The sequence below is a fragment of the Pilimelia terevasa genome (assembly GCF_014647915.1).
GTDB lineage: Bacteria > Actinomycetota > Actinomycetes > Mycobacteriales > Micromonosporaceae > Pilimelia > Pilimelia terevasa.
Genome location: NZ_BMQC01000002.1, coordinates 1 through 25,671, shown reverse-complemented (window position 1 = coordinate 25,671; position 25,671 = coordinate 1). Strand labels below are relative to the sequence as shown.

The window sequence follows — 25,671 nt, the reverse complement described above, 5'->3', positions numbered from 1 at the left end:
GCCGTCTCACCCGTACAGCGGTACTCGACCGGCGCGCGCTGCGCGCAGTACGACCGCCAGCGCACAGGCGCCGACCAACAGCTGCGCCAGTACCAGCAGCAGGAGCACAGCCAGGCGGGAGGTCACGTCGGTGACGTGTCCGGCAGCGGCGTCCTGCAACAGGCGGAATCCGTGACTGAGGAAGAAGATTCGCGTGAGCCAATGCACCGGTTCGGGCAGCCAGTCCGCGGGCAGGATGAGCCCGCCGAGCAGGTAGAAGGGGTAGGTCAACGCGTTCTGGAGCGACCGAATGGCCTGGACGCGGACGCCCAGCGCACTGACCAGCAGCGCCGCGCCAGCGGTCCCCAGCACCAGCAGCATCGCGACCAGGACGCACAACGTCACCGACTCCGGGACCGTCGAAAACCCCAGGAGGACGCCGATGACGACCACCTCGGCGAGGGCCACCAGGCTGAGGGCGGTGGTCCCGATGATGCGGATGACCATCGACCATTGGTAGGCGGCCGGGGTGAGCAGGCCTTGCTGGATGACCCCTTCGCGGCGGTCGTTCTCCACGATGTTTGAGGCGACGAACATGCCGTGCGCCCACATGCTCATGCCGAAGGTCGTCAGCGCGACGATGGGCGCCAGGTCGGGCCGGTCCTGTGCACGCAGTGTCGTGTAGAAGACCAGAGAGTAGAGCGGCATGATGGCCAAGGTGGCGAACAGGCCGGGTTGGCTGGCGACGAGGCGCCACTGGGTCGAGAGGTATGTCGTCACCGGAGCTGGAAGTCCCGGTCGCTGATCCGAGCGCGGTACAACTCGGTCAGGGAAGGCGGCGTCACCGAGATCTCGTTGATGCCCACGGTGACCAGGGCGTTGAGGAGTGCGCCGAGCGCGGCACCATCGGTCACGCGGGCGACGAGCTCACTGTCGTCGTCGGACTGGACGAGCACTCCGCCGATGGCCCTGACGGCCGGCGTCAGCTCGGCACGGAACCCCCGCGCCGTGACGGTCCGCAGCAGTTGGGCGTCGGTCAGCAGTGTGTCCGGCGCGCCGATGGCACGCAGCCTGCCGCCGTCGATGAGCGCGACCCGGTCACACAGTGACTGCGCCTGACGCATGTCGTGGGTGGCGAGCAGTACGGTCGTTCCCTCGGCTCGTTGCCGTCGGACGAGGTCGTCGAAGGCGGCGGCCGCGTGGGGGTCCATTCCGTTGGTCGGCTCGTCCATGATCAGTAGTTCGGCGCGGCTGAGCAGCGCTCGGGCGAGGTGTACCCGCTGCAGCATGCCGCGGGAGTAGGTCCTCACCTGCTCGTCCGCTCGGTCGGACAGGCCCAGTTCCTCTAGCAGCTCGGTGACCCGCCGCCGCCCCGTACGGGTGTCCAACCCGTGCAGCGCCGCCCAGTACCGCAGGTTCTGGCGGGCGGTCAGCCGGCTGTAGAGGCCGCGCTCGCCGCCAAGTAGCAGCCCTACGGTGCGACGCACCGCGCGCGCGTCGCGGACGACGTCGTGCCCCGCCACGGTGGCGCCGCCGGAGGTGGGCAGTAGCAGCGTGGTGATGATCCGCACGAGCGTCGTCTTGCCGGCACCGTTCGGCCCGAGCAGGCCCAGCACCTCGCCCCGGGCGACGTCGAAAGTCACGTCGTCCAGCGCCAGCCGGGGTGCCTTGCGGCTCTCGAAGCGCCGGCTCAGGCCACGGACCGCAAGCATCGACCCGCCGGTGCCCGTCATGGCCGGCCTCCTACGGCCGACCACGGGCACTCGTAGTAGACGTACTCGGGCCGCCATCCGGTCGCGACCAGCCTGGCAAGTACCCGGCGGCTGTGGTCGAAGCCCGCACTGTCAGACGGGTGGATCACGTTTCCGATCAGCGGAAGGTTCCGCTCAGCGGCGACCGCGGCGCACGCCCGCACCAGGGCCGCCAGACCGGGTCGGCGGGCGGCGTCGTCGTCAACCAGGGAGTCGAACAGTTCGACGTATGCCTGACCGCTGACTTCGTCCACCTGGTCGCAGAGCATGGTGGCATGGCCGATCGCGGCGGTGCCGGCACGCAGCACGATGCTTTGTCGCCCCGGCGTGGCGAGGACCGCGTCCGCCGCCTCGGCCAGCCGGTCCTCGTCTACTGGCCGGCCACGGCTTCGGTTGCCGGCGGCGAGCGCCGTGACGAGCCAGCCGCGGACCGCGTCGTCGTCGCGAGTGTCCTGGCCCAGCGCCAGGCCGGCCGGCAGCGGCGGGCCGGGTGGCCCGGCCGGACCGCTCCCGGCCGGGCCGGCGAAGCGGACGTAGGTGATCAGGGGCTGGAGCCGGTCGTCGACCACAGCGTCCGCTGTCGCGCGCACCACAAGGGTGTCGGTGTCGGGGAAGGCCTGACGCAGAGCGGCGCCGAGCGGGCCGATGTCAGCGAGCAGGACGGGTGGGGCGTGCTCGATGAGGCACTGGCGAGACAGCGATATCGGGTCCACGTACCGCCCGGCGCTGTATGCGTGGTCGCCGACGTGTCGGACGTGGCCGGCGGCGGCGGCGGTCACCAGGTACGCGTCTGCGACGGCGAAACTGACCTCGGCCACTACGCGCCACCGCTCCTGGTGACGACGACGAGCGAGTCGAGGACGCTCGCCGCCGCGGCGGCGACCTCTTCGGCCGTCACGCGGCGCAGGTGGCTGATGTCCTCGGCGGGGTCCCACATCTGTCCGGTCAGCGTGTAGTGGATTCCGGAGGACAGGGAGCGGTCGATGGAGCTCTCCGCCTCCATCAGCACCTGTGTGGAGGCCTGTTGCACGGCCGCGCGGTGCGACTCGCTGTCCGGTCCCTGCTGCGCGACCTCGGCCAGTGTCTGCCGCACGGTGTCCAGCAGTCGGGGGCCGTTGCCCACGTCGACCCCGGCCATGAACCGCCAGGCGCCGCAGTCGCTGTAGCTGCGCGACCAGGCGCGGAACGCGTACGCCAGCCCCTGCTCCCCACGCAGCCGCCGGTAGAGCAGCGAGCACGGGCTACTGCCGAGGAGGTGGCCCAGCAGGATCGAGGCGAAGCGGTCCGGGTCGTGGGCGGCAGGTGCCCGCGCGCCAGCGATCATCCAGGCGAATGTGGGCGGCCAGGCAGGCTCGGGCGCGCAGCGCAGCGGGGCGGGCCGGCCGCCAGCCGCCCGGACAACCGGTGCGCCGGGACGGCACCCGGTCAGGCCACCGGCGTCGAGTGCGGCGTGCAGCTCGTCGGCGGGCAGCCCGCCGACGCAGGACACGACGACGGGCCCGTGGTCCAGGGCGCCCTGCCGCGCGGCAATGAGCTGCCCGAGGGTGACGGACCTGACGGAGGCGACATCACCGGCGACGGGGGACCCCAGGGGGTGGCGCGGGAACAGCGCCCCGAGAATGGCGTCCTGGACGACGTCGGCGGGGTCCGCTGAGGCGGCCGCGATCTCCTGGAGTACCACCCGGCGTTCGCTGTCGAGGATGGCGTCATCGATGACAGGCGACACCAGCGCCTCACACAGCATCGTGGCTACCGTCGGGGCGTGGTCGGTGAGGATCTGGGCGTGCAGGACCAGCGACTCCGGTCCGGTCTGCGCATTGCACACACCGCCCAGCCGCTCGATCCGCTCGGCGACGGACCGGCCGCCGCGCAGCGGGGCGGACATGAGGAGGTGCTCCAGCAGGTGGAACGCCCCGGCCGCCTGCGGTGGGTCGTGGCGGGCCCCCGACCCGAGCGTCAGGCTGATGGCGGTGAGCCGGTGGCCCGGCCGGGTGACAGAGAGGACGGGGACACCGCCATCGAGGCGGTGACGCGTCATGGTGTCGGTCATGCGAAGCCCCATATTCGGCTAGTACCGGCAGGTCCGCCGCGACAGGCGGTGAGGCGGCGCCGCGGCCGAATTCCGGCCGCGGCGCCTGGCGGGTCAGCGACCCAGTCGGTCCGTGCTCAGACGCGGACGAAGCAGGCCGGCGTGGCGACGAATCATGGCTGCGCTCCTTTCTCAATGAATACCAGGGCTCCCTCTGGTCCGCTGACGGCGCAGGCGGAGCCGGCGACGCGCAGCGGCACGCGACAGGTATCGCGTCCTGGATAGACCGAGACCTGGTGTGGATGACTGGGACGCTAACAGCGCCGATGCCGATTACCTGTCACCGCGCCGGGAACCTTGCGGGATAGCGAAAGCCCATTGAAGGGTCCGCTCGCACATTGCTAACGTCGCCGCGTGTTCTAACCTCACGAAAGGAAGTGCAATGGCTGAAGAAACGAAGATGCGGTTCGACGAGTTCGTGTCCGCGGTCCAGTCGTTCGATCTGGAGTCGGCCGCTGTCCGTGAGACCGCTCATTCGTCGGCGGTCTCGGTGAAGCCGTGGATGCACGTGGCCGAGCAGACTGGCGCCACCGTCTCGTAGGCACGCCGAGGTGTGGTCGCGGCGCGCCGGTACGGCGCCGCGACCACACGCCGCAATCAGGGCGGGGGAAATGAACCGACAAACCGATCGCGCCGATGCCCGCGATGTACTCGTTCTCGGCGCCGGGCTGAGCGGCCTCACCGTCGGCGCTCTGCTCGGCGACGGCGCCACCGTCGTCGAAGCAGCCGACCGCGCCGGTGGACTCGTGCGCACCGAACGGGTCGGCGACTACTGGTTCGACCATGTGATCCACCTGCTGTACTTCCATACCCCCGAGGTGGAGCGCCTGGTCACGGACCTACTCGGCGCCGATCTGGCGCCGTGCCCGCCCGTCTCCTGGGTGGAGACCGCTGCGGGAGCCACGCGCTTCCCGATCCAGCTACACCTCGGTGCGTTGAAGCCGGCGGCGCGGGCCGCCTGCCTGGCCGACATCCGCGCCGCTCACGCAAGCCGGCAGTCACCCCAGGACTATGGTCAGCTACTCCTGCACGCGTTCGGCCGCACCCTCTGCGAGCTGTTCTTCTTCCCCTACAACGGGAAGATGTGGCGGCGTCCGCTCGCGGAGCTCGCCACCTCCGGATTCCACTGGAACCTCACCCGGCCCCCGTTGGCCGACGTGGTCCGCGGCGCCGAACCGACGTCGCGCACCCCCGGCTACAACAGCCGCGGCTTCTACCCCCGGCCGCCGCTGACTTCACCCCGCGGCAGGGGCATGGAGGTGCTCTCCCGCGCGCTGGCCGCGAAAGTGCCCGACCTGCGGCTGCGGCATACCGTCGAGCGCGTGGACGTCGCGTCCCAGGTGGCACACGTGCGCGCCGGCCGCCGGCGCCGGCAGCTCCACTACCGGGATGCGTGTGTGTCCACCCTGCCCCTGCCCCGCCTGGTGCAGATGTGTGACCAGGCGCCCCGCCGGCTCGCCGACCAGTGCCGCAGCCTGCCGTACAACCGCGTGCGCACCGTCGCCCTCGCGGTACGCGGGCGCCGGCCGGCGGACTTCGGGCACTGGCGGTACTACGCCGACCCGGCGTTGCCCTTCACCCGGCTCGTCCTCATGACGGAGTTCGATCCGCAGCTCGCCCCGGACGACGGCTGGGGGATGCTCGCTGAGGTGATCGAGAGGTCCGACGAGCCCGGCGCCCCGGCCGACACGCTCATCGCCGACGTGTGGGACGGCCTGAACCGCATCGGCCTCCGTACCGGCGGAGCCGAACTCGTCGACGCACAGGTGTTCACCGTCGACCCCGCCTACGTCGTGTTCACGCCCGCCGCCCAGGAGGTTGTGGAGCGTGCCCGGGCGTTCCTCTCCGACCATGGCGTGACACCGCTCGGTCGATACGGGAACTGGACCTACTCGTCCATGGCGCAGGTCATGGGCGAAGCCATGGAGTGGGTGTCCGCGCACCGGGCCCGGGCAGGCACGCAGCCGCAGGGCTGACCGGCGACGGGCGCCTGCGCCACCAGCGCCTTCCGGAGCGCCGCCGTGGCGGCGTCCAGCGCCGGAAAGTACTGCGCCCACGAGGACCCGGGCGCCCGGTCGAGCGACAGGTCAAGGACAACATGTGCGCCGCCGGTCCGGCCGCACCACAGGTGGGTGCGGCTCACCGCCACGGTCACCGGCGGCGGCAGCGCGCCGGCCGCCGAGGTGACCGCACGGCACAGCGCGGCCTCCACCCGGCTCCGCTCGGCCACGCTCCGCGGCAGTAGCCCCACCCGACGCCCGACCGGCCGCAGGGCGGGGTCCCGGTAGGCGTGGCCCGCGCAACTGTCATACGTCACCAGCGACCACGCCGAGGTGGTCAGGGTGTCGACCAGCGGCCACACGCCTGGCTCGATGGCCTCGCGCCAGGACGGGTGCCGCGGATCGAGGTCGTCGGCCTCATGGACGCCCGGCCGGCCCACGGTATTGATGTTGCCGTCGCGGCTGACTGATATCCGGGCGGGTGGGCGCTCAACGTCCGCCCGATTCCAGCTACGGCGAAAAAGCTCGACGTCAGGCATGACATTCGGCGTCCGCTCATGCCACCGAACACGCCCGCAATCCTCGCGCAGCACGCCCCCTGCCGTCCCTTCTGTGGACATGTCATCCTCCACGCGCACACCACCGACCGCGACTATCCGAATTTGATCCCAGAATACAAAACATGACGCCGGAAAAGCCGCCTCCCTGCTCTTTTCCGCATTTACCGAGGTTCGCGTTGCCCATATCTCACGCGCGGCGCAATCATCCTTGCGGGGTCTATTAAATGGCCACAAACGACGACGACGGCGAGGAACCGATGGACATCAGCATGGATCTGCTGCGGCGGATTCTGGACCTTGACCACGATACGGCGCTGTCCGCTGTCGAGAGCCGCGCCGGCCGCTGCCAGCACCGCCTGGGCTCCACCGTCCGTAGCGTGGCCCGGGCAGCGGGGGAGCCGGTCGGCGAGCTCGGGGACGTGCTGGACAAGCTGGAGGAGCTACGGCGGCAGACGTACGAGCGCATCGTCGGCGTGTGCCGGGGACACGGCGCGACCACAGTGCTCAAGGGGTCGGCCATCGCCGCCCTGTACCCCCCGGCCGTCGAACGCTGGAGCCGCGACGTCGACGTGTGGATCCCCGACCCTGCCGCGCTCTGGGGGGCGGTGGGCGAACTGGCGGCCTTGTACCGGCACGCCGAGGCGAGGGTGAGCGTCATCGACAGCACGGGGCGACGGGACTGGGCGGTGGGGCTCGACTGGGTCTCCCCTTCCTCCGCGCTTGAAAAGCCCTACGGCGTGGAGCTGATGACCGTGCCGCTGAGCAGTGGCGCCGCCGCGGTGGGCGTGCGGTCGAACCTGCCGGCTGGCACCGTCCACGCGAACCTGCTCCTGCTCGCCGAAGAGCTCTTCGAACAGGAGGTCCGCGGGCGGGACATCCTCGACGCCGCCATCCTGCTGGACGCAGTGCCGGCCGACGAAATGTCGGCCCTCCACGCCGCCGCGGACGCATGTCGGCTGGCGCCCGAGCTGCGGACGCTACTGGCGGCCGTGGCCGCGGTACAAGGCCTCGACGATCACTGCTGCGCCGCCCGCCTGGCGACAGCACTCACTCCGTCCGCCGAACGCGAACAGGCGCGGCGCTCGACCGCTCCCGACGCCACGGTGAGCATCCGCTACGGCTACCCCCTCGACTGTTCGCGGCGGACTGCCGGGCCGCGCCTCACCGAACACGAGGGTCAGGTGCTGCTGTCCAGCCCGATCGGGTGCTTCCTCATGACCAGTACGGCCGAGGTGACGCCTACCGCGGTACGCACCGCGCTGACACACTGCGCCGAGCACTGACTGACGGGGGAGGGCTGAGGCGCGACGGGCTTCGGCGGCATCCGGAGACCGACGGCCACGCCAAGCTGGAACCGGTTGTTGACGCCGAGCCGGTCCATGAGCGACCGCAGGATGTTCGTCACCGTACGGGCGCTGACGCACAGGCGCCTCGCCGCGCTCGCGTCCGTGTGCCCGTCGAGCAGCAGTCGGATCAGGGCGCGCTCGCGCGCGTCCAGCCGACGATCGGGCGGCTTCACGGTGGTACCGGCGGCGGCGTGTCGGTGCTCGTCCATCGAGATGGCTCCCCTCGGCTCTGGCCGGTCGGGGCGGCCCGCGCGCCGGGCCGCCCCGTACAGATGCGAGGAAGGGTAGCGATCGTTCTATGACGTCTTCGTGATGACGGAATCGGGCTCCGATGCCGCGGTGACCTCGCGCACGGCGAGCGTCGCCCGTCCGTTGAGGCACTCGCCGGATGGCAGGCGGAAGCGCCACCCGTGCTGTCCGCACACCACCGTGTGGTCACCGGGCTGGTAGTCCTCGGGGCCGAGCCGGGCTCCGTTGTGGGGGCACCGGTCGGGGACGTCGTAAGTCCCCAGCGGGGTGCAGAGCCGGAAGGAACTGGTCGGCTGCTGCTCCTGGTCGAGGCTCCGCCCGTAGAAGACGAGGTCGGCTGGGTTACTGAACCGCAGGACCGACATCAGCTCCTCGTTGTACGCCCCGATGCTGGGCCGCGAGGCACGGAACCGGAATGAGAAGAAGAAGTCCTCGAAGCTCATGCCACCAGACAGGATGGTGGGGAGGAACCGCGAGTCGATGCCGAAGCGGTAGTCCGGGCGGGTGCCGGCATCGCCGAAGCCGTCGCTGGAGGCCGTGACTTCAAGGCGCCGGAAGTCCACCAGCCAGCACCCGCCGTGTGCGCCGGTGATGTCGAACGCCACGAGGGCGTCGACGCCACGGCACACCGAGGGCGCAGCCACGAACAGGCGGCCGAAATGACCGGCGAACCGCGCGAACAGGTCGGGCGTCGGGCTGGGGAGCGCCGCCAACTGCGCCTCGATCGCCGGTGCGCGCCGCTTCGCGTACTCGGTCACATAGGCGTTCAGGTCGGCCCAGTCCAGCCGCGGACCGTCCGGGTCGGGCACGAAGACCTCCCCGTCCAGATCGAGGACATCTCCGGGCATCGGGATGTGGCAGCGCCGGGAAAGGTCCGGGTCCGTCGCGTCGAGCCAGTCCCGAAGCTCCGACGGCGTCGTGAAGATCGAATCCGGGCCGAAGAAGAAGGGCGTGAGCGCCGGGTCCAACGGCATGGGTGGCCCGGCGAACGCGATCGCCGTGTTCGGCTGCAGGATGCTCATCGCACGGTGCCACCGCCGCATGGAATTCATCTTCTTCTGCGCAGCGGCGGCTACCCGGTCGGCGACCGGGAAGTCGTAGGCGAACGGGAACCACGTCGCGCCGGAGTACTGCGACAGGGCGACATCAACCCGGGGATACGCGGCTCGGATCGCCCGCAACTGGTCGGCGTCGAGCTGGCAGTCGTTGAGGTTGACCGCGACGAGCCCGGTCACCCGGTCCTCCACGACCAGCGCCGAGTCCTCGTGCCGGGCCGTCGGAGACAGGACGAGGCGTAGCCGTAGCTGCCCCGCCTCCACCACCGCGCCGTCTACCAGCGGCTGGACGTCGAGGCCGCGCCCGAGCGCGCGCAGCAGGCGGCGCCACCCGGGACGCCGGAAGTGGGGCAGGAACACCGGGACACCGGCCGGCAGGCTGGCAAGGACGTCGCGGTCCAGGTGATCCTCGTGGCCGTGGGAGACGTACACGTGCGTGGCGTCATCGACGAGTGGGGCGCAGTCGCCGTTGTCGGGCAGAGGATGCCAGCCACCGAGGAAGGCGCCGTGCGCACTGAACCACGGGTCGCAGACCAGTCGGGTGGCGCCGGCGGCGATGTGGACGCCGGCATGACCAAGGAAAGTGATCTTCACGGTGCGCCTCGCTCATTCTTGACAGCCACGACAAGGTGGGCCTGCAGGTCCGGGTCGGACAGCCCGGCGAACGGTTGCGCCACCCAGGTCACGGTGAGGCCGACTGCGTCCAGGTCGGCGGTGAACTCACTCAGCGACGGAACCCACAGTATGGAGTGGAACACCGAGACCCGGTGCGGCGGTTGCAGCCGTACGGCGAGGAACCGGTGGCCGAGCACGGCACCGCCGTCCCGGCTGACGCCCTCCTGCAGGAGGAGGTGGTCGCGCTCGCCGAAGAGGGAGCCGCCCGCGCGCCGCGTGACGCTGCGGCCGTCGAGGAAGCCGGCCGGGCCGTCCTCCCGCAGCCGCAGATCGAAAATGATCTGACCGCCGGCCGGGAGCCGGTCAGCCAGTGCGGCGGTGAACCGCGTCCGGCGTGCCGGGGGCAGGAAGTTCGCGGCGTCGTAGGAGAGCAGTACGGTGTCGAACACGCCCGCCGGGGGCAGGGACCCCTCCGCGGTGGCCTCCCCGACCGCGAAGTCGTATCCGGCCAGGCGCCGACAGTTCCGCCGTGCGTGGTGCACGACCGCGGGAGCGGCGTCAACTCCCCGGTACCGGCGCACCCCCAACGTTGCCAGCGCCGCCGCGTAACGCCCCGGGCCGCACATCGGATGATGCACGGCCCGCGGCAGCGCCACCGACGGCTCCGCGAACACGCGGGCGAGCTGGTGCGCCACGAGGTCCGCACGGCGCGAGGAGTCGTTGGTGGACTCGTCCAACTGCTGTCGGAGCAGGCGGCGGGAGAAGTCCGCGGACCCGAAGGGCAACATAGGCAGCGCGTCCAGCTCGGCCGCGGTGCAGGTGCTGAGGTCGGCCAGACGGGGAAGCACGGCGCGCGCGCCGTGCGCCAGGAAGCCTGCGGCGAGGTCACGGAGGGCAGGCGAAAGCAGCGGCTCGGGCGTGATCATGGTGCGGACAACTCCGCTCCCGTCGGCCCTGCGAGAGCAGCGCCGCGGGTCAGTAGGTCCAAGTCGGCCTGCACAGCCTCCACGCTCTGGACTGCCAGCTCCAGCCGGGCGCGCCACCGCGGTCCTGCGACCCTCTCGGCGCGCCGCTGGGCGGGAAGCGAAAGCAGCTCTCCCAGCTGCACCCCCAGCGGCAGGCCGTAGTGGTACGCCGCCGTGAGTCGGAACGCGGTGCGGGCCACGCCCGCCACCGCTGGCAGTCCGTCGTAGTAGCGCCGCTCGGCCGCCGCCATGGCCCCTACCGCCTCGGCGGGAGAGACCGCGGCTGTCAGCGCCCAGCAGTACAGCATCGTGGCCAGGTCTTCCCCCGGCGGTCCGACGCCCACCTGCGCCCAGTCCAGCGCCACCGTCGCGCCCGCACTCGTCTGCCGCAGGTTCCCGGGGTGAAGGTCCCGATGGCACAGGGTCTGCGGCACGGACCGGAGCCACCCGACGGCCAGCGGGTGGGTGGCCCACAGCCGCCGCAGGCCCCGGTGAAGCGCGCGCGGCACCAGCCGTCGCACCCGGGGGTCGCTCGCCGCCTCCCGCACCGCGTCGATGTAGGAGGCCCGGGCGCGCAGGGCCGGCTGCTCCACGAACGAGCGGCAGTACCAGGGACGAGGTGCCGGGGGCCGGGCGAGGAACTGGGCGTGCATGACGGCGAGGTTCGCCGCCGCGGCGGTCAGCGTCCCCGCCGCCCAGCTCTCGCCCGGCAGCCCCGCGACGAAGCCCTGCCACATCCGGTACCGGGTGGCGTCGAGCCGTTCGACGCCCAGCCAGGGCGGCCCGCGGAAGACCCCGGGCAGGCTGGCCAGGAGGCCAGCCGAGACGGCCTGCGGCTCCCGCCGCCAGTACCCCCAGTCGTCGGGCCGGTCGCCGCCGTGGTCACACTGGCGGACCATCTGGCTGGCGTCGGGTGTCCACGGTCGGTAGCGGACGTCCTTGACGATGATCTGCCAGGGTTGTTCGCCGCCGGACCCGGTCACGGCGGTGCCACCGATAAGCAGCAGGCCGCCGCTGCTGCGACTCCAGCTCAGGTAGCTGATCGGCGTGGCCCGCCACGTGACCAGCTTCGCGGTCGGGTCGGCGAGGAGCCGGCGCACCGCCGCGCGGACACGGACCGTGTCGAGCTGACCGGCACTGCGCGGCTGGTATGGCGGGCCCGGATCCCCGCCTTTCACGCTGGTGGCGCGCAGTGTTCGACAGCCGCCTCGACATAGCGTCCGATTCGGGTACCGGCCATGTAGTCCAGGGCCTGACGGATGGACTCCCGGCCTTCGGCCATCGATGCCCGCTCCTGAAGCAGCCGCGCAGCGACCATCTCGCCGTCGACGCCGCCCTGGCCGATGCGCTGCTGCACCTGGGTCAGGTACTCGATCACCTTGGCGAACGCCAACGCAGCGTGGATGATGCCATAGACGGGCCGTTGTTCACCTCGCCAGGGCGAGTAGAGCCACGGGCCGTCGCCCACCGCGACCTCGTCGGCTGCCAGGCACTCGTTGAGCCATGAATGGGTCGCCTCGTGCACCAGCGTCTCAGCCAGGCGCAGTGGGTGTGTGGCCCAGCTCGTCACGACGGTGGCCGGGAGGAAGTCCAGCGTGTAGCTGACGGAATGGTCCGCAAGACCGCACCGGTCCGTCCAGATGACCGCGGCGGTGGAGGTGCGCAGCACCTCCATGCCGACGGCCAGGCCGGCGTCCACGGCCTCGACCAGGCCGGTCGCCAGCTCGCCCGGGTACGGCGGGTCGGCCGGCAGCAGATGCAGGGTACTGGCCAGCCGGCTGTCGTTGACGGCCACGCACCGGCGACTGTCCACGACCAGGACGGCACCGACCGCGGTGCTGACCGCCGCAGCCCGCAGCGTCGCGCGCCGCTGCCACATCGTCAGAGCATCGCGGCATCCGCTCTCGCTGCGACCGGCCGCGCCGAGCCGAGCCCGCTCGAAGCAGTGATGCAGCACGGCGTAGTCAAAGGTGTCAATGGCCCCGGTGTCCGCGTGGAGGCCGGCTTCCGGGGCCAGCGCATGTAGCGCCTGCAGCATCCGTGACGCACGGGCCGGCCGCTGGGCGAGCATCCGGGCGGTCAGCTCCTCCTCGACGGCGAGCGTGGGCATTGCTGAGGTCATCGTGGGTTCCTCCTCCGGGCTGGCGGATCGTCGGACGGCTCAGCGGACCGCGGCGGGGTCCGACCAACGGCGGCGGTGCTCGCGGATCTCGTCCTGGGTCAGCGGCGCGAGAGTTCGCATGTAGTCGAAGGGTGACTTGGTGGCGAACTGTCGGCGATTCCAGTGCGGGTACATGAACGCGACCAGCTCCGCCACAGGGGTCAGACCGGCAACCTCGTCCAGTCCAGCCGCAAGCTGGCTTCCGCGTGCGATGCGTCCCACTGGCTCCAGTCCAGCCGGCGCGGCAGCTCCCGACCGCAGATCCCGCAGCCGGTGGTTGAACGACTCCGCCAACATCGACACCAGCCAACGGTGCTGCGGCGGGGCCAACGGCTCGTCCCGGATTCCCGCGTTGCGCTCCGCCCACAGCCACTGCGACACCCAGCACTCGGCGGCGGCGTCGAGGAGGCGGTGGGCGATTGCCCCGGGGTCTCCGGCGAGGTCCGCTACGTACAGCACGTCGGGGGTGGGGTCGGTCGGCTGCGCCGCCTGGACCACGACACCGGCGGCCAGGTCCACGAGGAAGCGCATGTGCGCGCCCGCCAGTACGGCCAGCGCGGCGGACACCGCGCCGTGCTCCGGTGTCCCCGCCACCGCGAGCGCGCCATCGCGCAGGTTGCACACCACGGGCGGCTCGCCTGCCTCACCGCTGCGCCGAGCGAGGGCCGGCTGCGCGCTGACCGCGGCAGCGACCGCCGCTGCGCTGCCGCCCAGGGCCGCAATACTGCGCGGCACCGGGGCGACGTACCGCTCATTCCTGCGGGTGATTTGATTGACGCGCTCCGTGTTGGCCGGCTCGATCCACAGCCGGTGGAAGTAGATGGCGCGCCCGTCGAGGAAGTCCGCCCACGTCTCGTTGTCGCTGACGTCGAAGTCGATAACCGGTAGCAGCCCCACGGTGTCCCCTAAGCCGGTACCGCGGACATTGCCGCGGAAACATGGTCGACAGTTGCTTTGCGGGAGTCGCAGTACGACTCCTCGAATCCGGAGCCGGCGAAGCGGAGCCGGTCCGGCAGTGCACCGCCCCGGCACGTGCTCTCGTGTGAGCAGCCCGCGCACTGCCGCAGCAGACCCGACAGATCCCGGTGGAGGGCCTCATTGGATCGGAGACTGAGCAGGTCGTCGATGCTGGCCGTGCCGTCCACCGTCCCCAGCAGCGCACCTGGCATCGACAGCTCGTCCGAGGAGCCGATCCGCCCGTCGGGGTAGAGCGTCAGGATGAACGGCTCCTTGCGTTCGCTGTAGCCGGTGTAGGCGTTCGGTTGCCCCGAGACGGAACGGATGATGCTGAAGAACGGCTCGATGAGCACCCGGTCGAACAACCTGCTCGCGACCCAGTGGTCGAACGCCTCCGCGAGAAACGCGGCGTACTCGGCCGGGGTTGTCGCCCAACCGGGCATCCCCTCGCCGGTGGGGTTGAGAATCTGCAGCGACCTGCGGTTTGGCGTGTTGTAGTCCTTGCTGACGACGTTGAAGTCCAGGCAACTGGAGAGCTTGACCACACGCACGCACGGGTGGGCAGTCAACGAGTCGAGGACCTCGGACGCACGCCCGAGAAGCAGGCGGGTGACGACGACGATGACCCCGACGTTCCGCCCCCGCCGGCCCAGTCGCTCCAACGCCCGCACCACCAGTGGGTACGTCGGTCGGTCGGCGAAGTCGACACGGTGCGCACTGCCCGCGCTGTCGCCGTCGATACTGATGCCTATCTCAATATCCGGCCACTCGTGATCGAAAAAGTCAAGCCACCGGTCGTCCAGCATGATTCCATTTGTCTGCATAGACAGGGTTACGGGACCCGGATAGGCGCGCAGGACCTCCAGCAGGCGGGCCATCCGCTGCCTTCCTACGAGCAACGGCTCGCCGCCGTGCAGCATCACCGACAGGGGGCGGGTGCCACATCGGTCAAGGAACCGTTGCAGCACCTCAGGCTCCAACGAGACCGGATTGTCGTACGGCTTGCGCCGCTCGTAGCAGTAGTGACAGTTGATGTTGCATCGCTCACCGGGCAGTTTGAGCATCACCAGGATGCCGTCGTCGGCGCTGGGCAGCGTGAGCTTCATGCGGTCCTCCGGGAGTTCGGCACGGCAGTCGGTCCGCAACTGCGGCCGGGCACCGTGTCGCAGATGCGGCTAGGCGACGGCACGGCCCGCCCTCTTTCCGATCAGTTGGTCGATGACGCTGCCGAGTCCGGGCCAGTCGGGCCGTCCAGCCAGTTCGCACATGCGGTCGACGACGGGCAGGCGCGCCATGACGTCGCGTCGGCCCGGGAAGATCTGCCCATACGGTTGGTAGACGACCCCGGCCACGCTTCCCGTGGCCGCGAGGGTGGCCGCCGCCAACTGGTTGATGCTGGTCTCCGTTGTAGAGCCCACATTGATGATGTTCATGCCGGGCGACCAGGCCGCCGGGTTACGGAGCAGGCGGAGGAACAGGTGGACGAACTCGTTCACCTCGCTGAAGCACCGACGCTGCGTGCCGTCGCCGAAAACCGGCAGCGCTTCGCCGGCGAGCGCGTGCCGGACGAAGGAGGGCACCACCATCCCGTAGCGGGCAGTCTGGCCCGGGCCGACAACGTTGAACGGGCGCACGATCAGGACCGGGCGATCGTCGCTGGCCCGCAGGCCGAGTTGCTCCATCTCCCATTTGCCGGTGGCGTAGCCGTCATCGGAGCCGTCGTAGGCGCGCGGCACCGACCGCGGGATCACCAGCCGCTCGTGCAGAGAGACGCTGCCATCGGAGAGGCCGTAGACCGCCGAGCTTGAGCACAGCGCAACCGGCGCATCGCCGCCAGCGGCGAGCAGATTGGCGGTACCGGTCGTAGCGACCGCGTAAGCATGGGCCGCCTGGGACGCTGCCAGTCGCATACCGACAACCCCGGCGAAGTTGAGCACCGCGCCGACACCGTCGGCCGCCGCGGCCACCGCGGTGCGGTCCAGTACGCTGCCCCGGATCAGGCGCACGTTCGGTAATCCGGCCACCGAGTGCGCACTGCCTGTGGACAGGTCGTCGAGTACCCGCACGGTTCGCCCGAGATGCGACAGCGAGCGGGTCACCACGCTGCCGATGAAGCCGCAGCCACCAGCGACGAGAATCGGCGCGGCCGACCGGGTCGGATCATCCAGCACGACCGTCCACCCCTTCACACGACGCCCACGCTTTGCCGCGAGCCCCGGTCACCGTCCGTCGACGTGCCGACAGGCCCGCAGCGACGCCGACCAGCCAACCGAGTTCCCACGACACCTTGGTCCGACATCCCGGCAGTGCCGCGGCCGGCAGCCGGGCAACCAGTCGGAGCCAGCCAGCCACGTGTGACAGCACCGCGTGCCGGGGAGCGCCTGAATCGGCGAAGCGGTCGTACAGCTCGACGACATCGCGCCCCTGGAAGCGGCCCCGACGAAGCTGTCCGAGAGCGGTCGAGCGCATCTCGACGGCCACCGTGGTCTCCGCCAGGGCCACCGCATGCCCGGCGAGCTGGGCCCGCCACGACATGTCGACGTCCGCGAGAGCTGGCAGCTCCTCACTCATGCCGCCCAGCTCGTCGAACAGGGCGCGGGACATGCCCATGAGGCCGCCCGGGATGAACGGCAGGAAGTCGCTCTCCGCGGGCGTCCGCCCGGCGTGCCCATTCGGCAGCCGGCCGAGCACGCGCTGACTGTTGAGCCGCGTGTAGTCGATGCGGGCACACACCAGCGGCGACGCGTCGAGTGCGCGCAGCATGGCGTCCACGTAGTCCTCGGCCACTTCGTCGTCGGCATCCAGGAACAACAGGGCCGTGGTGTCCGTGGCGCGGGCCCCGACGTTGCGGGCCGAGCCCGTTCCGCCACCGCGGTCTCGCCTGAGGTACAGAATCTGCGGCAACACGTGCCGGTGGGCGTCGACGACCGCGGCGAGGTCGTCGTGGGAGCCGTCGTCGACGACAACGACGGTCCACGACCTGTCGGTCACCTGCCGGGACAGGGCCCGCAACTGCCGGCCGATCACGGCCGTGGCATTGCGGCACGGAATGACGATGGCGGCGTCCACGGCGCTCACCTCACACCCGCGTCATATCGCGAAGGCCCGTGCCCGGGATCGGGGCGTCGGCGAGGTACGCGTCCACGGCGGCCAGTACCGGCTGGGCCCGCCCGTCGTCATGCGCACCGTCCTCGTTGCCGAAGACGACGACCGGCGGCAGGTAGGGCGGCGGGTCCTCGAAGAGCAGGCGCTGGTAGACGCGTTGCACGGCGGCCAGGGTGTAGGTGTTCTCGTAATGGCGCATGGACTTGCCGCGCTTGAGGACGCGCGCCGACGCCACGCTGGCCGGGACATCGAGGTAGATGAGCAGACCCGGGAACCGCGTACCCGCGGCCCGGTGGCGGTCGAGAGTGTCGCGGTAGGGAATGCCGTAGAGTGCGTCCATATACACGGCGTCGCTGACGATGTATCGGTCCGAGAGCACGTTCCGCGTTTCCAGCAGGTTCCCGATGGACCGCGACAACAGCTGCTTATCTCTGACATACGCGTCGACGATTGTTTCGACCGAATATTCGCAGGCCCGTCCCTCCCGGAGGTCCACAATTACTCTGGTCGCGTCCGGAGAGAGCCATGAATGCTGCCCGATGCGTGACAGCGGGATGCCCTGGGCACGGACGTGCGTGGCGATAAGCCTGCCCAGAGTCGATTTACCTGCGCCGTCGACCCCTTCGAGGGCGAGATGGCGATGATGGGGCGCGCCGCGCATCGGCCTGGCCTCCTTCGTAGGTTGGCGGGAATCTGCATCACTGTGGACGCGAATCGATCCTGGCGCAGGCGACTCCGATGTGCCACAGCGGTTGCGCAAAAGCGAACAGCAGAATCAGCTGACCCGAGTCGTCGAGGCGCCCGTACCGGGCAGCCACCGGCGTACGACGCCGATTCTGCATCGGTTGCCCAGCTGGCGTGTAGGCGGCAGGCCGCCGCCTACATAAAACTCATGCGCAATTCCGCAAGGATCTCCGAGCCGCGACCCGGAATGGCCTGGGGACAGAATCGCGGCGACGAAGCCTCTGCCGGCGACCCGGTCGCGCCGGGAGCCAACTATCGGTGTCGCCCTGGTCATCAGGTGTACCGATATGGGGAACGCGTGCGCCGGGGGTGGCGAGCTGGCGCTTCGTCGTGCGACCTCGGCGGATATTCCGGGTGCCGGGGTGCAGGTCGCCCGCGCTCGGGCACGCACGGCCCTCGTCGGCGTCAGCGAAGCCCGAGACTGTGTCCGGCCGTCCGGTCAGGCCCGGGTGGGGCGCGCTGCGGCGCCGGGCGGCCGCAGGGTGGCCAGCGCCCGCCGTCGGGCGCCTCGACCATCGTGAACTCGCCGCCGTGGAGTTCGGCGACCTGAGCCGACAGGCCGGGCGGCCGCCGATCCAGGTCCCGGCAAAGTCGTTAGATGATGCCGAGTAGGGCCAGCGGCCGGGTGCTGTCGCGGGCGTGGTAGCGGTTGGCGGCGGTGATGTTGGTGGTGCCGGCGGCGCGTAGAGCGCCGATGGCGGCGTTGCGCCGGGCTGCCATGACTTGGGGCCGGTTCCGGTGCGGATTTGGATCGGTCCTCGTTGTAGGTTACGCCACGCACCCAGTGGATCTTGTTTTCGATGTGCCATTGACCGCAGATCCAGGCAGCCAGCCGCGCCGGCTTGGCCTGGTGGGGTGAGCAGGCTGGCGATGGCGTAGGCCGTCTCGGTGGTGAACCGTTTCGGCTGGTCGAAGCTGACTTGCTGCGGCGACCATTTCTTGCCCAGCCGATGCTGTACGTATGTTCGCAGCTCAGGGTGTGTCAGGAGTTTCGGCTTCCTGGGTCGTAGGCGTCGTTGGACCGACGTCCGATGCGCCGTATGGGGCAGGTAGCCGCGTGCGGTAGTCGTGTTGCGGCGCAGCTCACGGCTGACGGTTGACGGAGATCGCCGCAGCTGGGCGGCGATCATCCGGATCGACATCCCGGAGCGACGCAGGTCAGACAGCTGCTCGCGCTCCAGCAGGCTCAAGTATCGGCGATGGATGACCTTCTCGACCCGGTCCAGGTCGACCTTACCTCCGACGGTGTTGGAGGTGCGTGGCTTCGTCACGCCGGCCAGTATCGGCTCCCGATAGCGCACGACGCGCCCGTCGGGGTAGAAGCGTCCTCGAAACGGGTCAAGCCCAGGCAGCCGGGCGACGCCCGGGCAGCCGACCGTGGGTGGGTCCGGCGTTGGCGGTGATGGGTGAGACTGGTCGGCATGCCTTCATCCCCGCCGCGCGCTGCGATCGGCGCGCCGTATGGCCCGACCCGGCCAGGTGCCGGTGACTCCTACCGCGATGTCGGCGTCTTCCTCGCCGTCGCGTTCGCGTTGCCTTGGCTGGTGTGGGTGGTGGAGCAGGTCACCGGTGTCCGTGTCCTGTTCGTTGCGGCGCCGCTGGCTGTGGCGGTGGCGACGTTGGTTGCGGTCCGGTGGGTTCGGCGGCCCTGGAGCATCCCTCGGGCTACCGCGATGGTGCCGGTGCGGCCGTTCGGTCGCCTGCTGCGCTGGTGCTTGCTGGCAGCGGGCGTTTTTGTCGCGGCGGCGGCCCTACCGTGGTGCTCAATGCCGTCACCGGCATCTACCGGGCTGACCTGACCGGCTTCTCTTCGCTGCGGGAGGGCTATGCTCCGGAGTCCGTGGGGCAGGCTGGGTTTCCCTGGGGGGTCGCGCTGCGGGCGCTGGGGGTCAACCTGGTGCAGCTGCTGCTGATCCTGCCGGTCATGTTCTGCGAGGAGTGGGGGTGGCGCGGTTACTTGCTCAACCGCCTGCGGGACCGCTTCGGTATCTGGCCGGCGTTGATCACGATCGGACTGATCTGCGGACTGTGGCATCTACCGTTCTACCTCGGACCAGGGCTGTCGATGGGGGCCGACGCCCGGGAGTCCATCATCCCGTTCACGATCTTCTGCGCGCTGTTCGGCGTCCTGCTCGGCTTGTTGCGGCTGGCCGGCGGATCGATCTGGCCGGCTGTGGTGGGCCACGCCGTGAACAACACCGTGGTGATCGGATTCGTCCAGATGGTGACCGCCGACCGGGACGCGAAGCCGTCGATCAATGCTTGGTTCACTGGGCTCAGCGGCTGGCAGGGATGGTTGATTTTGCTGGTGGCGATAGCGGGCCTGGCCGCCGCCGGTGTCGTCCGCCGCGCCGACCACGACAAGCTCGCATCGCCCGCACAGGCGCCATCGCCATGAACGGCTCGCTGTACGGCGGCGCGCTCCGCGCGCCGTCGGGCCGAAAAGCAGCACTCGAGGGCCGCGCCCGGCGGCGACAACGGCAGCGCCTGCGGACCCGATACGCGCCGCGTATTCCACACACCATTCCAGAACGTGACGAGATGCGGGCAGACCGCGTCCGAATGATCACGCGGGAGGCATCCACCGAACACGCCACCCGTCACCATCGCCTCGATCAGGATCTGGCTCCGCGAACCGGACCGGACCGGTAGACCCTTCGCAAGGCCGGAGTGATGGCGGTCGTCGAACGCGGCGGCGAGGTCGTGCCGGGCCAGTCGATCACGGTGGCCCTTCCCGACACACCCCACGTGCCCCTCGCCCCCATCTACGGAGACGATCAGCGGCAGAAGCGGATGTCAGGGGCGCCTTCTACGCTCTGGTGATGCCTACATGGACCTTGAGCGATATTCAGGACGCCTTGCGCGCCAGTTGGTCAGCTGACACCTGCTCACCTGATGATCTAGAACGGAGCGGCTGGCAGGCCGACAATCCAGCCTGGGGGCACTGCGACGTCACAGCCCTAGTCCTACATGACATTCTCGGCGGTGACCTCATGGTCGGCGAAGTACACGCCAACGGTCAGCAGCATGGCTTCCACTGGTAGAACCGCCTGCCCAGCGGCGTCGAGATCGACCTGACACGTGAGCAGTTTCGTAGAGGCCAGACAATCAGCGCTATCCGATCAGTTCTGCGCCCCACCGGCCCGACCAAACGCCGCCACGCCGAGTACCTCCTCCTGCGCGAGCGTGTCTCAGCCCGACTGGAAGGGTGGCCGGCTGCCGACCCTGAGCGAACTCAACCTGCCCCGTCACGCTCACCAAAGGGCGAGTGAGCGCCCCGTACGCGGCTACTGAGCGTCCGCTCCGCGCGCCGAGGCGAGGTGTCACCGCGAGCAGGATGGGTCACGTGATCGAGTACATCTTCCGGACGCGCGACACCCACGCCTGGCCCTCGGTGCCTGCCGACCAGGTCCCAAACGTCATCATCCCCGCCTACTGCAGCTGCGTTCACGACCCTGAGGTTACGGCGACTTTCAGCGCGTTGCGGGGAGACCCGTATCGGGTTTTCCGCCGAGGACGTTGGCTTGGTGATCACGTTTGCCGGCCCGATGCCAGGGGATGTCGCGTGGCAACACGTTGTCACGATGGCGGCTCGGGTGGAGCAGGTGGCCAACGAACCGATCGAGTGGCTACAGATCAGCTCGTAGTGCGGCATGATCTGTGCGCATGTCAGTGCAGCGCATAGGGAAAAGCGCCGATTACGGTGAGTTCGGAGGCTTGGCCTTCTGCGGGAAGATCGCCTCGTGGCGAGCCAGCATAGCGACGAACTCGCCGATCTTCCGTTCGCGGGTCTGCGCCCGTTTCACGGCATTGACACGGTAGATGAGCGCGAACCGGTTGGTCTTGGTGAGTACGTCGAACATGGCTTGGGCGGCCGGGACAGCGGCGATGGCGGCGTGAAGGTCAGCCGGTGGCTCGGCTTCCGACGACGGGGCGTAGGCCGCCGCCCACCGCCCGTCCGCCTTCGCGGCATCTACCGCGGCACGGCCCGGCGGCAGCATTCGCCCTTGTGCTTCCAGCCGGGCCACATTGGCGACGTTGCGTTGTGACCAGGCGCTGCGGTGCCTACGAGGGGTGAACCGGATCCACGAGCTCCCCTGATCCCGTTTCCGGGCCTGCCCATCGATCCAGCCGAAGCACAGCGCCTCGTCGACCGCCTGCTGCCAGGTCAGCGTGGTGACCACGCCGCCCATCTTCGTCTGGCTTCGGTCGCGAGATGCGGCACCGTTGGTCGTGAGTTTGGGCACCATGATCACGGCCGAGTCAGGGTTGTGGTCGTAAGGATGAACCGCGGTTGTTGATCGAGGCGACCGCTCATGCGGGCGGGTGAGGTGGGTCGTCGGCCGGACGAAGGTGCTTCGTCCTCGGCCCTCTCGGCGCCTTCTCGGGACGTGCCTGCCGGCTGTGGGGCGGCGAGCCGTGCCTGAGGGGTGCCCGGTGGCGCGATGGGGATGTCGCACGGCTGGCCTAGCGTGCCCATCATGGACAGGACCTTTCTGGAGCGGTGGAGCGCTGAATGGGTTGTCGCTCACGACCCTGGGCAAGACCGGCCGCTCGACGACGAGGTGCGCGGCGGGTGGCTCGGCTTCGGGCCGGCCAGCGAGGCTGACCTGGAGCGGGCCGAGCGGCGGTTGGGGTGCCGGCTGCCGCCCTCGCTGCGTGCGTTTCTGTCCCTCACCGACGGGTGGAAGGACGCCGGCAACTTCGTCTACCGGCTCGCCGGCCACCGCGGAGTTGGCCTGGCTCCGCGACACCGACGACGCGTACTGGGCCGAGGCGCCGGAGGAGGAAGAGGCGGCGGTGTTGGCGCGGACGCTGCGGCTGTCCTTGGCCGGGGACGCCTCGATCCTGCTGCTGGACCCCGACGATGTCGGCAGCGACGGTGAATGGGCTGCCTACTCGCTGAGCTCCTGGTCCGGCATGGGGCCGGAGCGCTTCGACTCCTTCGAGGCGCTGATGCGCGACCTGTACGCCGGCTTCCACGCCCTACGCCAGCCGGTCGGCGAGACGCGTGACGCGTGGGACGCCGAGGTCGAGCGGGCGCGTGTCCTGGCGCTGGACGGCGAGTTCGACGAGGCCGAGACTGTCCTTGCCGCGGCTCAGGAGTTCGGCCGCGACCGGGCCCGGCTGCTGCGGTTCCAGCTGTGGATCATGCAGGCAAACTGGTACAAGCTGCCGCTGAGCCACCTGATGCCGGTCGACCCCGCCTTGTTCGACGATCCGGTGTTCGCCGAGATCGTGCCGCTGGTCTACGCCGACCCCGGCTACGCGCATCATGGTGACGACTACGTCGCCGGGCACCTGCGCGGCCACCCACGAACCCGGGACCTCATCTACGCTCTGGACAGGCAAGGCGCTGCCGGAGCAGTCACTCTCCGCTTCGGTGTCCCCGAATTCGACCAGGCCGTCAAGGACATCATCGCCGGACTCGCCGCTGATGTCGCCGAGCAGGCAGCCATCCGGTCCGACCCCAGCCCGGCACCCACCGCGACCAACGCCAAGCTCATCATGACCGTGATGTCCTGGCCTGCGCCGCGCGACCACCCACCCACATCTGCACCCGCGACGGCGGCCGGATCCGAACCGGCGCCGGCACCCGCGCCAGAGCGAGCGCCTATGCGGGGGCCTGCGCCGTCGACGAAGGCATGCGACGTGGCGTGGCGCGCGGTGATGGACGCCATGCGGCTGTGGCGGCCGGTCAGCGACAACCACATCGCCCCCGTGGTCCTGCTCGCCGAGCCGCTCCTGCAGGCGGTCATCACCCAGGGGAGAGGCCGCGAACTTCTGTCCGTCCCGCGCCGTCGGTGAAGCACCCCAAACGCGGTCGGCGGGGCCATGCCCCGCGCGGCGTCGTCGGCGCGTGTCCACCCCCAGTATCGTTGGGTTCTTCGAAGAGGCGGTGGACGCGGCGTGGCACTTACATGGTGTAGGGACCTCACCCCGGCCGACTGGCTTTCCCGGGTGGGCACCCCGCCCGGGCAGTTGATCACGTTCGGGCCCGCGGGGTTCGAAGCGTACGCCCGCCTCCGGTTCATCCCCGACCCCATCCGACCCGGCCAGCAGGAGGCCGACGTCGAAGTTGGCGACGATCATCTTCTCGACATCGAGCAGACCAGACGCGCCCTGCACCTGCTCGCACGGTTCACCTCCTCTGCACAGGACTGCTACTTCTGCGTCTGGGAGGGGTACTCCGACATCCCGCTACCGACTCATGTACGAAGCGGCGCGTTGTTGGAGCTGCCCCACCGCCGGTACGGGCTCCTTCACGGCTGCATCGGTGACATCGACGGTTGGGAAGCCGCACTGGGCAGTGGGGGGCCCATCGCCCCGCCAGCGCTCGTATGGCCAGCCGACCAGCGCTGGTGCCTGGCCAGCGACGTCGACCCACACTGGGCCGGGATCGGCGCGTCTCCGGCAGCCATCGACGCGCTCAACGCCCAAACAACACTGGATGTCATCCGAGCCGACCCCTCCGGCGAACAGCCCGAATACCGCTAACGGTCTCACCAAGCGCGAAGCGCTCGACCAGTTCGGGACGCACCGGCGCAGGTCAGGCCGGCGCCACCTGCGGCGTACCGCCCTCTGGAGGCACTGATCGAGTCCGGCACCGCCCCGGCGGCCCATGAACTCGCAGACGTACCAGCCGACGCGGGCGCGCTCGACGTCGCGGCGAACGTCGCCCGTGCCCGCCGAGGCGGCGGGATCACCCTGCTCGTGGCCGCACTTGCGTACCCGAGCCCGTGGCGGGGGGTGACGGCGATGGCATCCCTCAACCGTGTCCAAGAGGGGCAGGCATCTCGGGTGCCACCTACCGGTGCGGTAGCACTGCCTGTGGAGGTGCGTCGAAGGGGCTGACGTTCCGGTACGGACGCGGGGGCGTCGAAGCTGGGATCGGCCTCGATTCTGATCGGGCGCGCGGGGAGTGCCTCAGGAGATTGTCGGCAGAAGGCCGCCGCCAGGGTCCTACATTCGGGCCCCGCGTGTTCCTCATCCCGATGTCAGAGGGCTCCGGGCGATGCAGAACCTCGGCGGCGTGGAGCGTCAGCGCCTCGGCGTGGCCGGGGTGGTCGTGGGCTTGGCGGGGGCGGTCGTGGGTGCGGCCGCGCGGGGGCGTTCGGCGTCGAGCATGTCCTCGCGGCGGCGGTCCCACGCCTGTAGCAGTTCGGTGGCGACGCCCGCGCCGATCGGCAGCCGCATCGGCCGCGCCCCCGACTCGACCAGCTCCCGCACCACGGCGGCGAACTCCTGCGGCTGCCCGACCCCCGGGCCCCCGCCGGCCAACGACGCGATGCCGGCCTCCATGGCCTGCGTGATCGGCGCGTAGGCCTCGACCGGCGTGCGGCGGCTGTCCAGGGAGGCGCCGTAGCCAGTGGCGTAGCCGCCGGGTTCGAGAATCGTCACGCCGATGCCGAAGGCGGCGACCTCGCCGGCCAGGGTCTCGGCCAGCCCCTCCAGCGCGGCCTTCGACGCGTTGTAGGCGCCCAGTCCCGGGTAGGCGATACCGGCGGCCGTGGAGGAGACCATCAGGATGTGACCGGAGCCGGCCGCGCGCAGGTGCGGCAACGCCGCCCGGGTGATCCGCCAGGCGCCGCCGAGGTTGGTGTCCAGCTGCGCGGCCAGCGCCTCGTCGTCGATCTCCTCGACCGCGCCGAAGACGCCGTAGCCGGCGTTGTTGACCAGGACGTCGATCCGACCGAACGCGTCGATCGCGGCGGCCACGGCGGCCTCGCAGGCGGCGGTGTCCCGGACGTCGCAGGCGGCGGTCCGGACCAGGTGCGGGTACCGGTCGGTCAGCGGGGTGAGGCTCTCGGGACGACGGGCGGTCGCCAGCACCCGGTCACCCGCGGCGGCGACGGCGTCGGCGAGCGCCGCACCAAGGCCCGACGAACAGCCCGTAATCAACCAACTACAACTCATTTTTCTATCCTCAGAGAGCCGATCCCACTGTCCAACGACTAATGGGGCATTAGGGTCTGCTGCACCAACTGGTGACAGTTCTAGTCAGGCGGCCTGACTGGCCGGTGGAGTCATGATGGTCTCGTACTCGATAGGGGTCAACCGGGCCAGCGACCGTTGTCGTCGGCGCCGGTGGTAG

At 70.1% G+C, this 25,671-nt stretch carries 25 protein-coding genes and 3 pseudogenes; 9 read left to right on the top strand and 19 right to left on the bottom strand.

Going from position 1 to position 25,671, the window contains the following annotated elements; all coding sequences use genetic code 11:
* Window positions 1–6: 6 nt before the first annotated feature.
* From IEY75_RS03090 to IEY75_RS03075, 4 genes are read right to left on the bottom strand one after another with little or no spacing between them, the layout of a single operon-like run.
* Window positions 7–759 (bottom strand): ABC transporter permease, encoded by a 753-nt coding sequence (locus IEY75_RS03090; protein WP_189112650.1) that lies wholly within the window; start codon window positions 757–759, stop codon window positions 7–9.
* Window positions 756–1,712, bottom strand: a complete 957-nt coding sequence (locus IEY75_RS03085; protein ID WP_229789309.1) for an ABC transporter ATP-binding protein — start codon at window positions 1,710–1,712, stop codon at window positions 756–758. Before IEY75_RS03085 ends, IEY75_RS03090 begins: the two co-directional genes overlap by 4 nt.
* Window positions 1,709–2,548 (bottom strand): hypothetical protein, encoded by an 840-nt coding sequence (locus tag IEY75_RS03080; RefSeq protein WP_189112649.1) that lies wholly within the window; start codon window positions 2,546–2,548, stop codon window positions 1,709–1,711. Before IEY75_RS03080 ends, IEY75_RS03085 begins: the two co-directional genes overlap by 4 nt.
* Window positions 2,548–3,780 (bottom strand): M16 family metallopeptidase, encoded by a 1,233-nt coding sequence (locus IEY75_RS03075; protein ID WP_189112648.1) that lies wholly within the window; start codon window positions 3,778–3,780, stop codon window positions 2,548–2,550. Before IEY75_RS03075 ends, IEY75_RS03080 begins: the two co-directional genes overlap by 1 nt.
* 421 nt (window positions 3,781–4,201) lie before the next feature.
* On the opposite strand from IEY75_RS03075, the gene IEY75_RS03070 reads away from it, so the two are divergent.
* Both IEY75_RS03070 and IEY75_RS03065 read left to right on the top strand, forming a co-directional pair.
* A complete protein-coding gene (locus tag IEY75_RS03070) occupies window positions 4,202–4,360 on the top strand; it encodes a hypothetical protein (RefSeq protein WP_189112647.1) in 159 nt (52 codons plus the stop codon).
* 70 nt (window positions 4,361–4,430) lie between these two features.
* On the top strand, window positions 4,431–5,795 hold the full coding sequence (locus IEY75_RS03065; protein ID WP_189112646.1) for a protoporphyrinogen/coproporphyrinogen oxidase: 1,365 nt from the start codon (window positions 4,431–4,433) through the stop codon (window positions 5,793–5,795).
* Here IEY75_RS03065 and IEY75_RS03060 read toward each other — a convergent pair.
* Window positions 5,708–6,451: a hypothetical protein gene (locus IEY75_RS03060; protein ID WP_189112645.1), complete on the bottom strand. Its 744-nt coding sequence runs from the start codon at window positions 6,449–6,451 to the stop codon at window positions 5,708–5,710. The two genes, IEY75_RS03065 and IEY75_RS03060, sit on opposite strands and share 88 nt — an antisense overlap.
* Before the next feature lie 152 nt (window positions 6,452–6,603).
* Between IEY75_RS03060 and IEY75_RS03055 the strand changes: the two genes are divergently transcribed.
* Window positions 6,604–7,662 (top strand): nucleotidyltransferase family protein, encoded by a 1,059-nt coding sequence (locus tag IEY75_RS03055; protein ID WP_189112644.1) that lies wholly within the window; start codon window positions 6,604–6,606, stop codon window positions 7,660–7,662.
* Here IEY75_RS03055 and IEY75_RS03050 read toward each other — a convergent pair.
* From IEY75_RS03050 to IEY75_RS21445, 12 genes and pseudogenes are all read right to left on the bottom strand, one after another.
* A complete protein-coding gene (locus tag IEY75_RS03050; protein WP_189112643.1) occupies window positions 7,557–7,934 on the bottom strand; it encodes a helix-turn-helix domain-containing protein in 378 nt (125 codons plus the stop codon). The two genes, IEY75_RS03055 and IEY75_RS03050, sit on opposite strands and share 106 nt — an antisense overlap.
* An 87-nt stretch (window positions 7,935–8,021) precedes the next feature.
* On the bottom strand, window positions 8,022–9,623 hold the full coding sequence (locus tag IEY75_RS03045) for a Rieske 2Fe-2S domain-containing protein (protein WP_189112642.1): 1,602 nt from the start codon (window positions 9,621–9,623) through the stop codon (window positions 8,022–8,024).
* Complete coding sequence (locus IEY75_RS03040; protein WP_189112641.1) at window positions 9,620–10,570, bottom strand: class I SAM-dependent methyltransferase; 951 nt, start codon at window positions 10,568–10,570, stop codon at window positions 9,620–9,622. Before IEY75_RS03040 ends, IEY75_RS03045 begins: the two co-directional genes overlap by 4 nt.
* Entirely contained in the window at window positions 10,567–11,709 is a 1,143-nt protein-coding gene (locus IEY75_RS03035) for an aminoglycoside phosphotransferase family protein (RefSeq protein WP_189112640.1), read from the bottom strand. Before IEY75_RS03035 ends, IEY75_RS03040 begins: the two co-directional genes overlap by 4 nt.
* Window positions 11,710–11,783: 74 nt before the next feature.
* A complete protein-coding gene (locus IEY75_RS03030) occupies window positions 11,784–12,731 on the bottom strand; it encodes an aKG-HExxH-type peptide beta-hydroxylase (protein WP_189112639.1) in 948 nt (315 codons plus the stop codon).
* 39 nt (window positions 12,732–12,770) lie between these two features.
* On the bottom strand, window positions 12,771–13,667 hold the full coding sequence (locus IEY75_RS03025) for a hypothetical protein (RefSeq protein WP_189112638.1): 897 nt from the start codon (window positions 13,665–13,667) through the stop codon (window positions 12,771–12,773).
* Window positions 13,668–13,675: 8 nt separating this feature from the next.
* Window positions 13,676–14,833: a radical SAM protein gene (locus tag IEY75_RS03020; RefSeq protein ID WP_189112637.1), complete on the bottom strand. Its 1,158-nt coding sequence runs from the start codon at window positions 14,831–14,833 to the stop codon at window positions 13,676–13,678.
* 69 nt (window positions 14,834–14,902) lie between these two features.
* A complete protein-coding gene (locus tag IEY75_RS03015; protein WP_189112636.1) occupies window positions 14,903–15,898 on the bottom strand; it encodes an NAD-dependent epimerase/dehydratase family protein in 996 nt (331 codons plus the stop codon).
* On the bottom strand, window positions 15,888–16,796 hold the full coding sequence (locus IEY75_RS03010) for a glycosyltransferase family 2 protein (protein ID WP_189112635.1): 909 nt from the start codon (window positions 16,794–16,796) through the stop codon (window positions 15,888–15,890). Before IEY75_RS03010 ends, IEY75_RS03015 begins: the two co-directional genes overlap by 11 nt.
* A gap of 10 nt (window positions 16,797–16,806) precedes the next feature.
* Complete coding sequence (locus tag IEY75_RS03005; protein WP_189112634.1) at window positions 16,807–17,493, bottom strand: nucleoside/nucleotide kinase family protein; 687 nt, start codon at window positions 17,491–17,493, stop codon at window positions 16,807–16,809.
* A gap of 677 nt (window positions 17,494–18,170) precedes the next feature.
* The gene (locus tag IEY75_RS21210; protein WP_268244324.1) at window positions 18,171–18,296 is read right to left on the bottom strand and encodes a hypothetical protein; all 126 of its coding nucleotides are present in this window, start codon (window positions 18,294–18,296) and stop codon (window positions 18,171–18,173) included.
* 362 nt (window positions 18,297–18,658) lie between these two features.
* Window positions 18,659–18,847 (bottom strand): annotated as a pseudogene (locus IEY75_RS21445) (helix-turn-helix domain-containing protein); the annotation flags it as partial.
* Between the two features lie 150 nt (window positions 18,848–18,997).
* Between IEY75_RS21445 and IEY75_RS02990 the strand changes: the two are divergent.
* From IEY75_RS02990 to IEY75_RS21540, 3 genes and pseudogenes are all read left to right on the top strand, one after another.
* Window positions 18,998–19,375 (top strand): hypothetical protein, encoded by a 378-nt coding sequence (locus IEY75_RS02990; protein WP_189112633.1) that lies wholly within the window; start codon window positions 18,998–19,000, stop codon window positions 19,373–19,375.
* Entirely contained in the window at window positions 19,336–19,974 is a 639-nt protein-coding gene (locus IEY75_RS02985) for a CPBP family intramembrane glutamic endopeptidase (protein WP_189112632.1), read from the top strand. The genes IEY75_RS02990 and IEY75_RS02985 overlap by 40 nt, the downstream gene beginning before the upstream one ends.
* A 424-nt stretch (window positions 19,975–20,398) precedes the next feature.
* Window positions 20,399–20,848, top strand: a pseudogene (locus IEY75_RS21540) (YunG family protein).
* A 426-nt stretch (window positions 20,849–21,274) separates the two neighbouring features.
* Here IEY75_RS21540 and IEY75_RS02975 read toward each other — a convergent pair.
* Window positions 21,275–21,826 (bottom strand): YdeI/OmpD-associated family protein, encoded by a 552-nt coding sequence (locus IEY75_RS02975; RefSeq protein WP_189113004.1) that lies wholly within the window; start codon window positions 21,824–21,826, stop codon window positions 21,275–21,277.
* A gap of 195 nt (window positions 21,827–22,021) precedes the next feature.
* Here IEY75_RS02975 and IEY75_RS21440 point away from each other — a divergent pair.
* From IEY75_RS21440 to IEY75_RS02960, 3 genes and pseudogenes are all read left to right on the top strand, one after another.
* Window positions 22,022–22,255: pseudogene (locus IEY75_RS21440) on the top strand (SMI1/KNR4 family protein); the annotation flags it as partial.
* 55 nt (window positions 22,256–22,310) lie between these two features.
* Window positions 22,311–23,384, top strand: coding sequence for a hypothetical protein (locus tag IEY75_RS02965; protein WP_229789307.1), 1,074 nt, complete (start codon window positions 22,311–22,313; stop codon window positions 23,382–23,384).
* Between the two features lie 153 nt (window positions 23,385–23,537).
* The gene (locus IEY75_RS02960; RefSeq protein WP_229789306.1) at window positions 23,538–24,074 is read left to right on the top strand and encodes a hypothetical protein; all 537 of its coding nucleotides are present in this window, start codon (window positions 23,538–23,540) and stop codon (window positions 24,072–24,074) included.
* A 543-nt stretch (window positions 24,075–24,617) separates the two neighbouring features.
* Here the strand turns inward: IEY75_RS02960 and IEY75_RS02955 are convergent.
* Window positions 24,618–25,493 carry an SDR family NAD(P)-dependent oxidoreductase gene (locus tag IEY75_RS02955; protein ID WP_189112628.1) on the bottom strand — a complete coding sequence of 292 codons (876 nt, stop codon included), beginning with the start codon at window positions 25,491–25,493 and terminating at the stop codon, window positions 24,618–24,620.
* Between the last annotated feature and the right edge of the window lie 178 nt (window positions 25,494–25,671).

Coding starts and splice junctions, on each gene's coding strand:
- IEY75_RS03085 (WP_229789309.1), bottom strand. CDS start 1,712: ATGACGGGCACCGGCGGGTCGATGCTTGCGGTCCGTGGCCTGAGCCGG.
- IEY75_RS03075 (WP_189112648.1), bottom strand. CDS start 3,780: ATGACCGACACCATGACGCGTCACCGCCTCGATGGCGGTGTCCCCGTC.
- IEY75_RS03070 (WP_189112647.1), top strand. CDS start 4,202: ATGGCTGAAGAAACGAAGATGCGGTTCGACGAGTTCGTGTCCGCGGTC.
- IEY75_RS03065 (WP_189112646.1), top strand. CDS start 4,431: ATGAACCGACAAACCGATCGCGCCGATGCCCGCGATGTACTCGTTCTC.
- IEY75_RS03055 (WP_189112644.1), top strand. CDS start 6,604: ATGGCCACAAACGACGACGACGGCGAGGAACCGATGGACATCAGCATG.
- IEY75_RS03050 (WP_189112643.1), bottom strand. CDS start 7,934: ATGGACGAGCACCGACACGCCGCCGCCGGTACCACCGTGAAGCCGCCC.
- IEY75_RS03040 (WP_189112641.1), bottom strand. CDS start 10,570: ATGATCACGCCCGAGCCGCTGCTTTCGCCTGCCCTCCGTGACCTCGCC.
- IEY75_RS03030 (WP_189112639.1), bottom strand. CDS start 12,731: ATGACCTCAGCAATGCCCACGCTCGCCGTCGAGGAGGAGCTGACCGCC.
- IEY75_RS03020 (WP_189112637.1), bottom strand. CDS start 14,833: ATGAAGCTCACGCTGCCCAGCGCCGACGACGGCATCCTGGTGATGCTC.
- IEY75_RS03005 (WP_189112634.1), bottom strand. CDS start 17,493: ATGCGCGGCGCGCCCCATCATCGCCATCTCGCCCTCGAAGGGGTCGAC.
- IEY75_RS21210 (WP_268244324.1), bottom strand. CDS start 18,296: ATGGCAGCCCGGCGCAACGCCGCCATCGGCGCTCTACGCGCCGCCGGC.
- IEY75_RS02990 (WP_189112633.1), top strand. CDS start 18,998: ATGCCTTCATCCCCGCCGCGCGCTGCGATCGGCGCGCCGTATGGCCCG.
- IEY75_RS02975 (WP_189113004.1), bottom strand. CDS start 21,826: ATGGTGCCCAAACTCACGACCAACGGTGCCGCATCTCGCGACCGAAGC.
- IEY75_RS02955 (WP_189112628.1), bottom strand. CDS start 25,493: ATGAGTTGTAGTTGGTTGATTACGGGCTGTTCGTCGGGCCTTGGTGCG.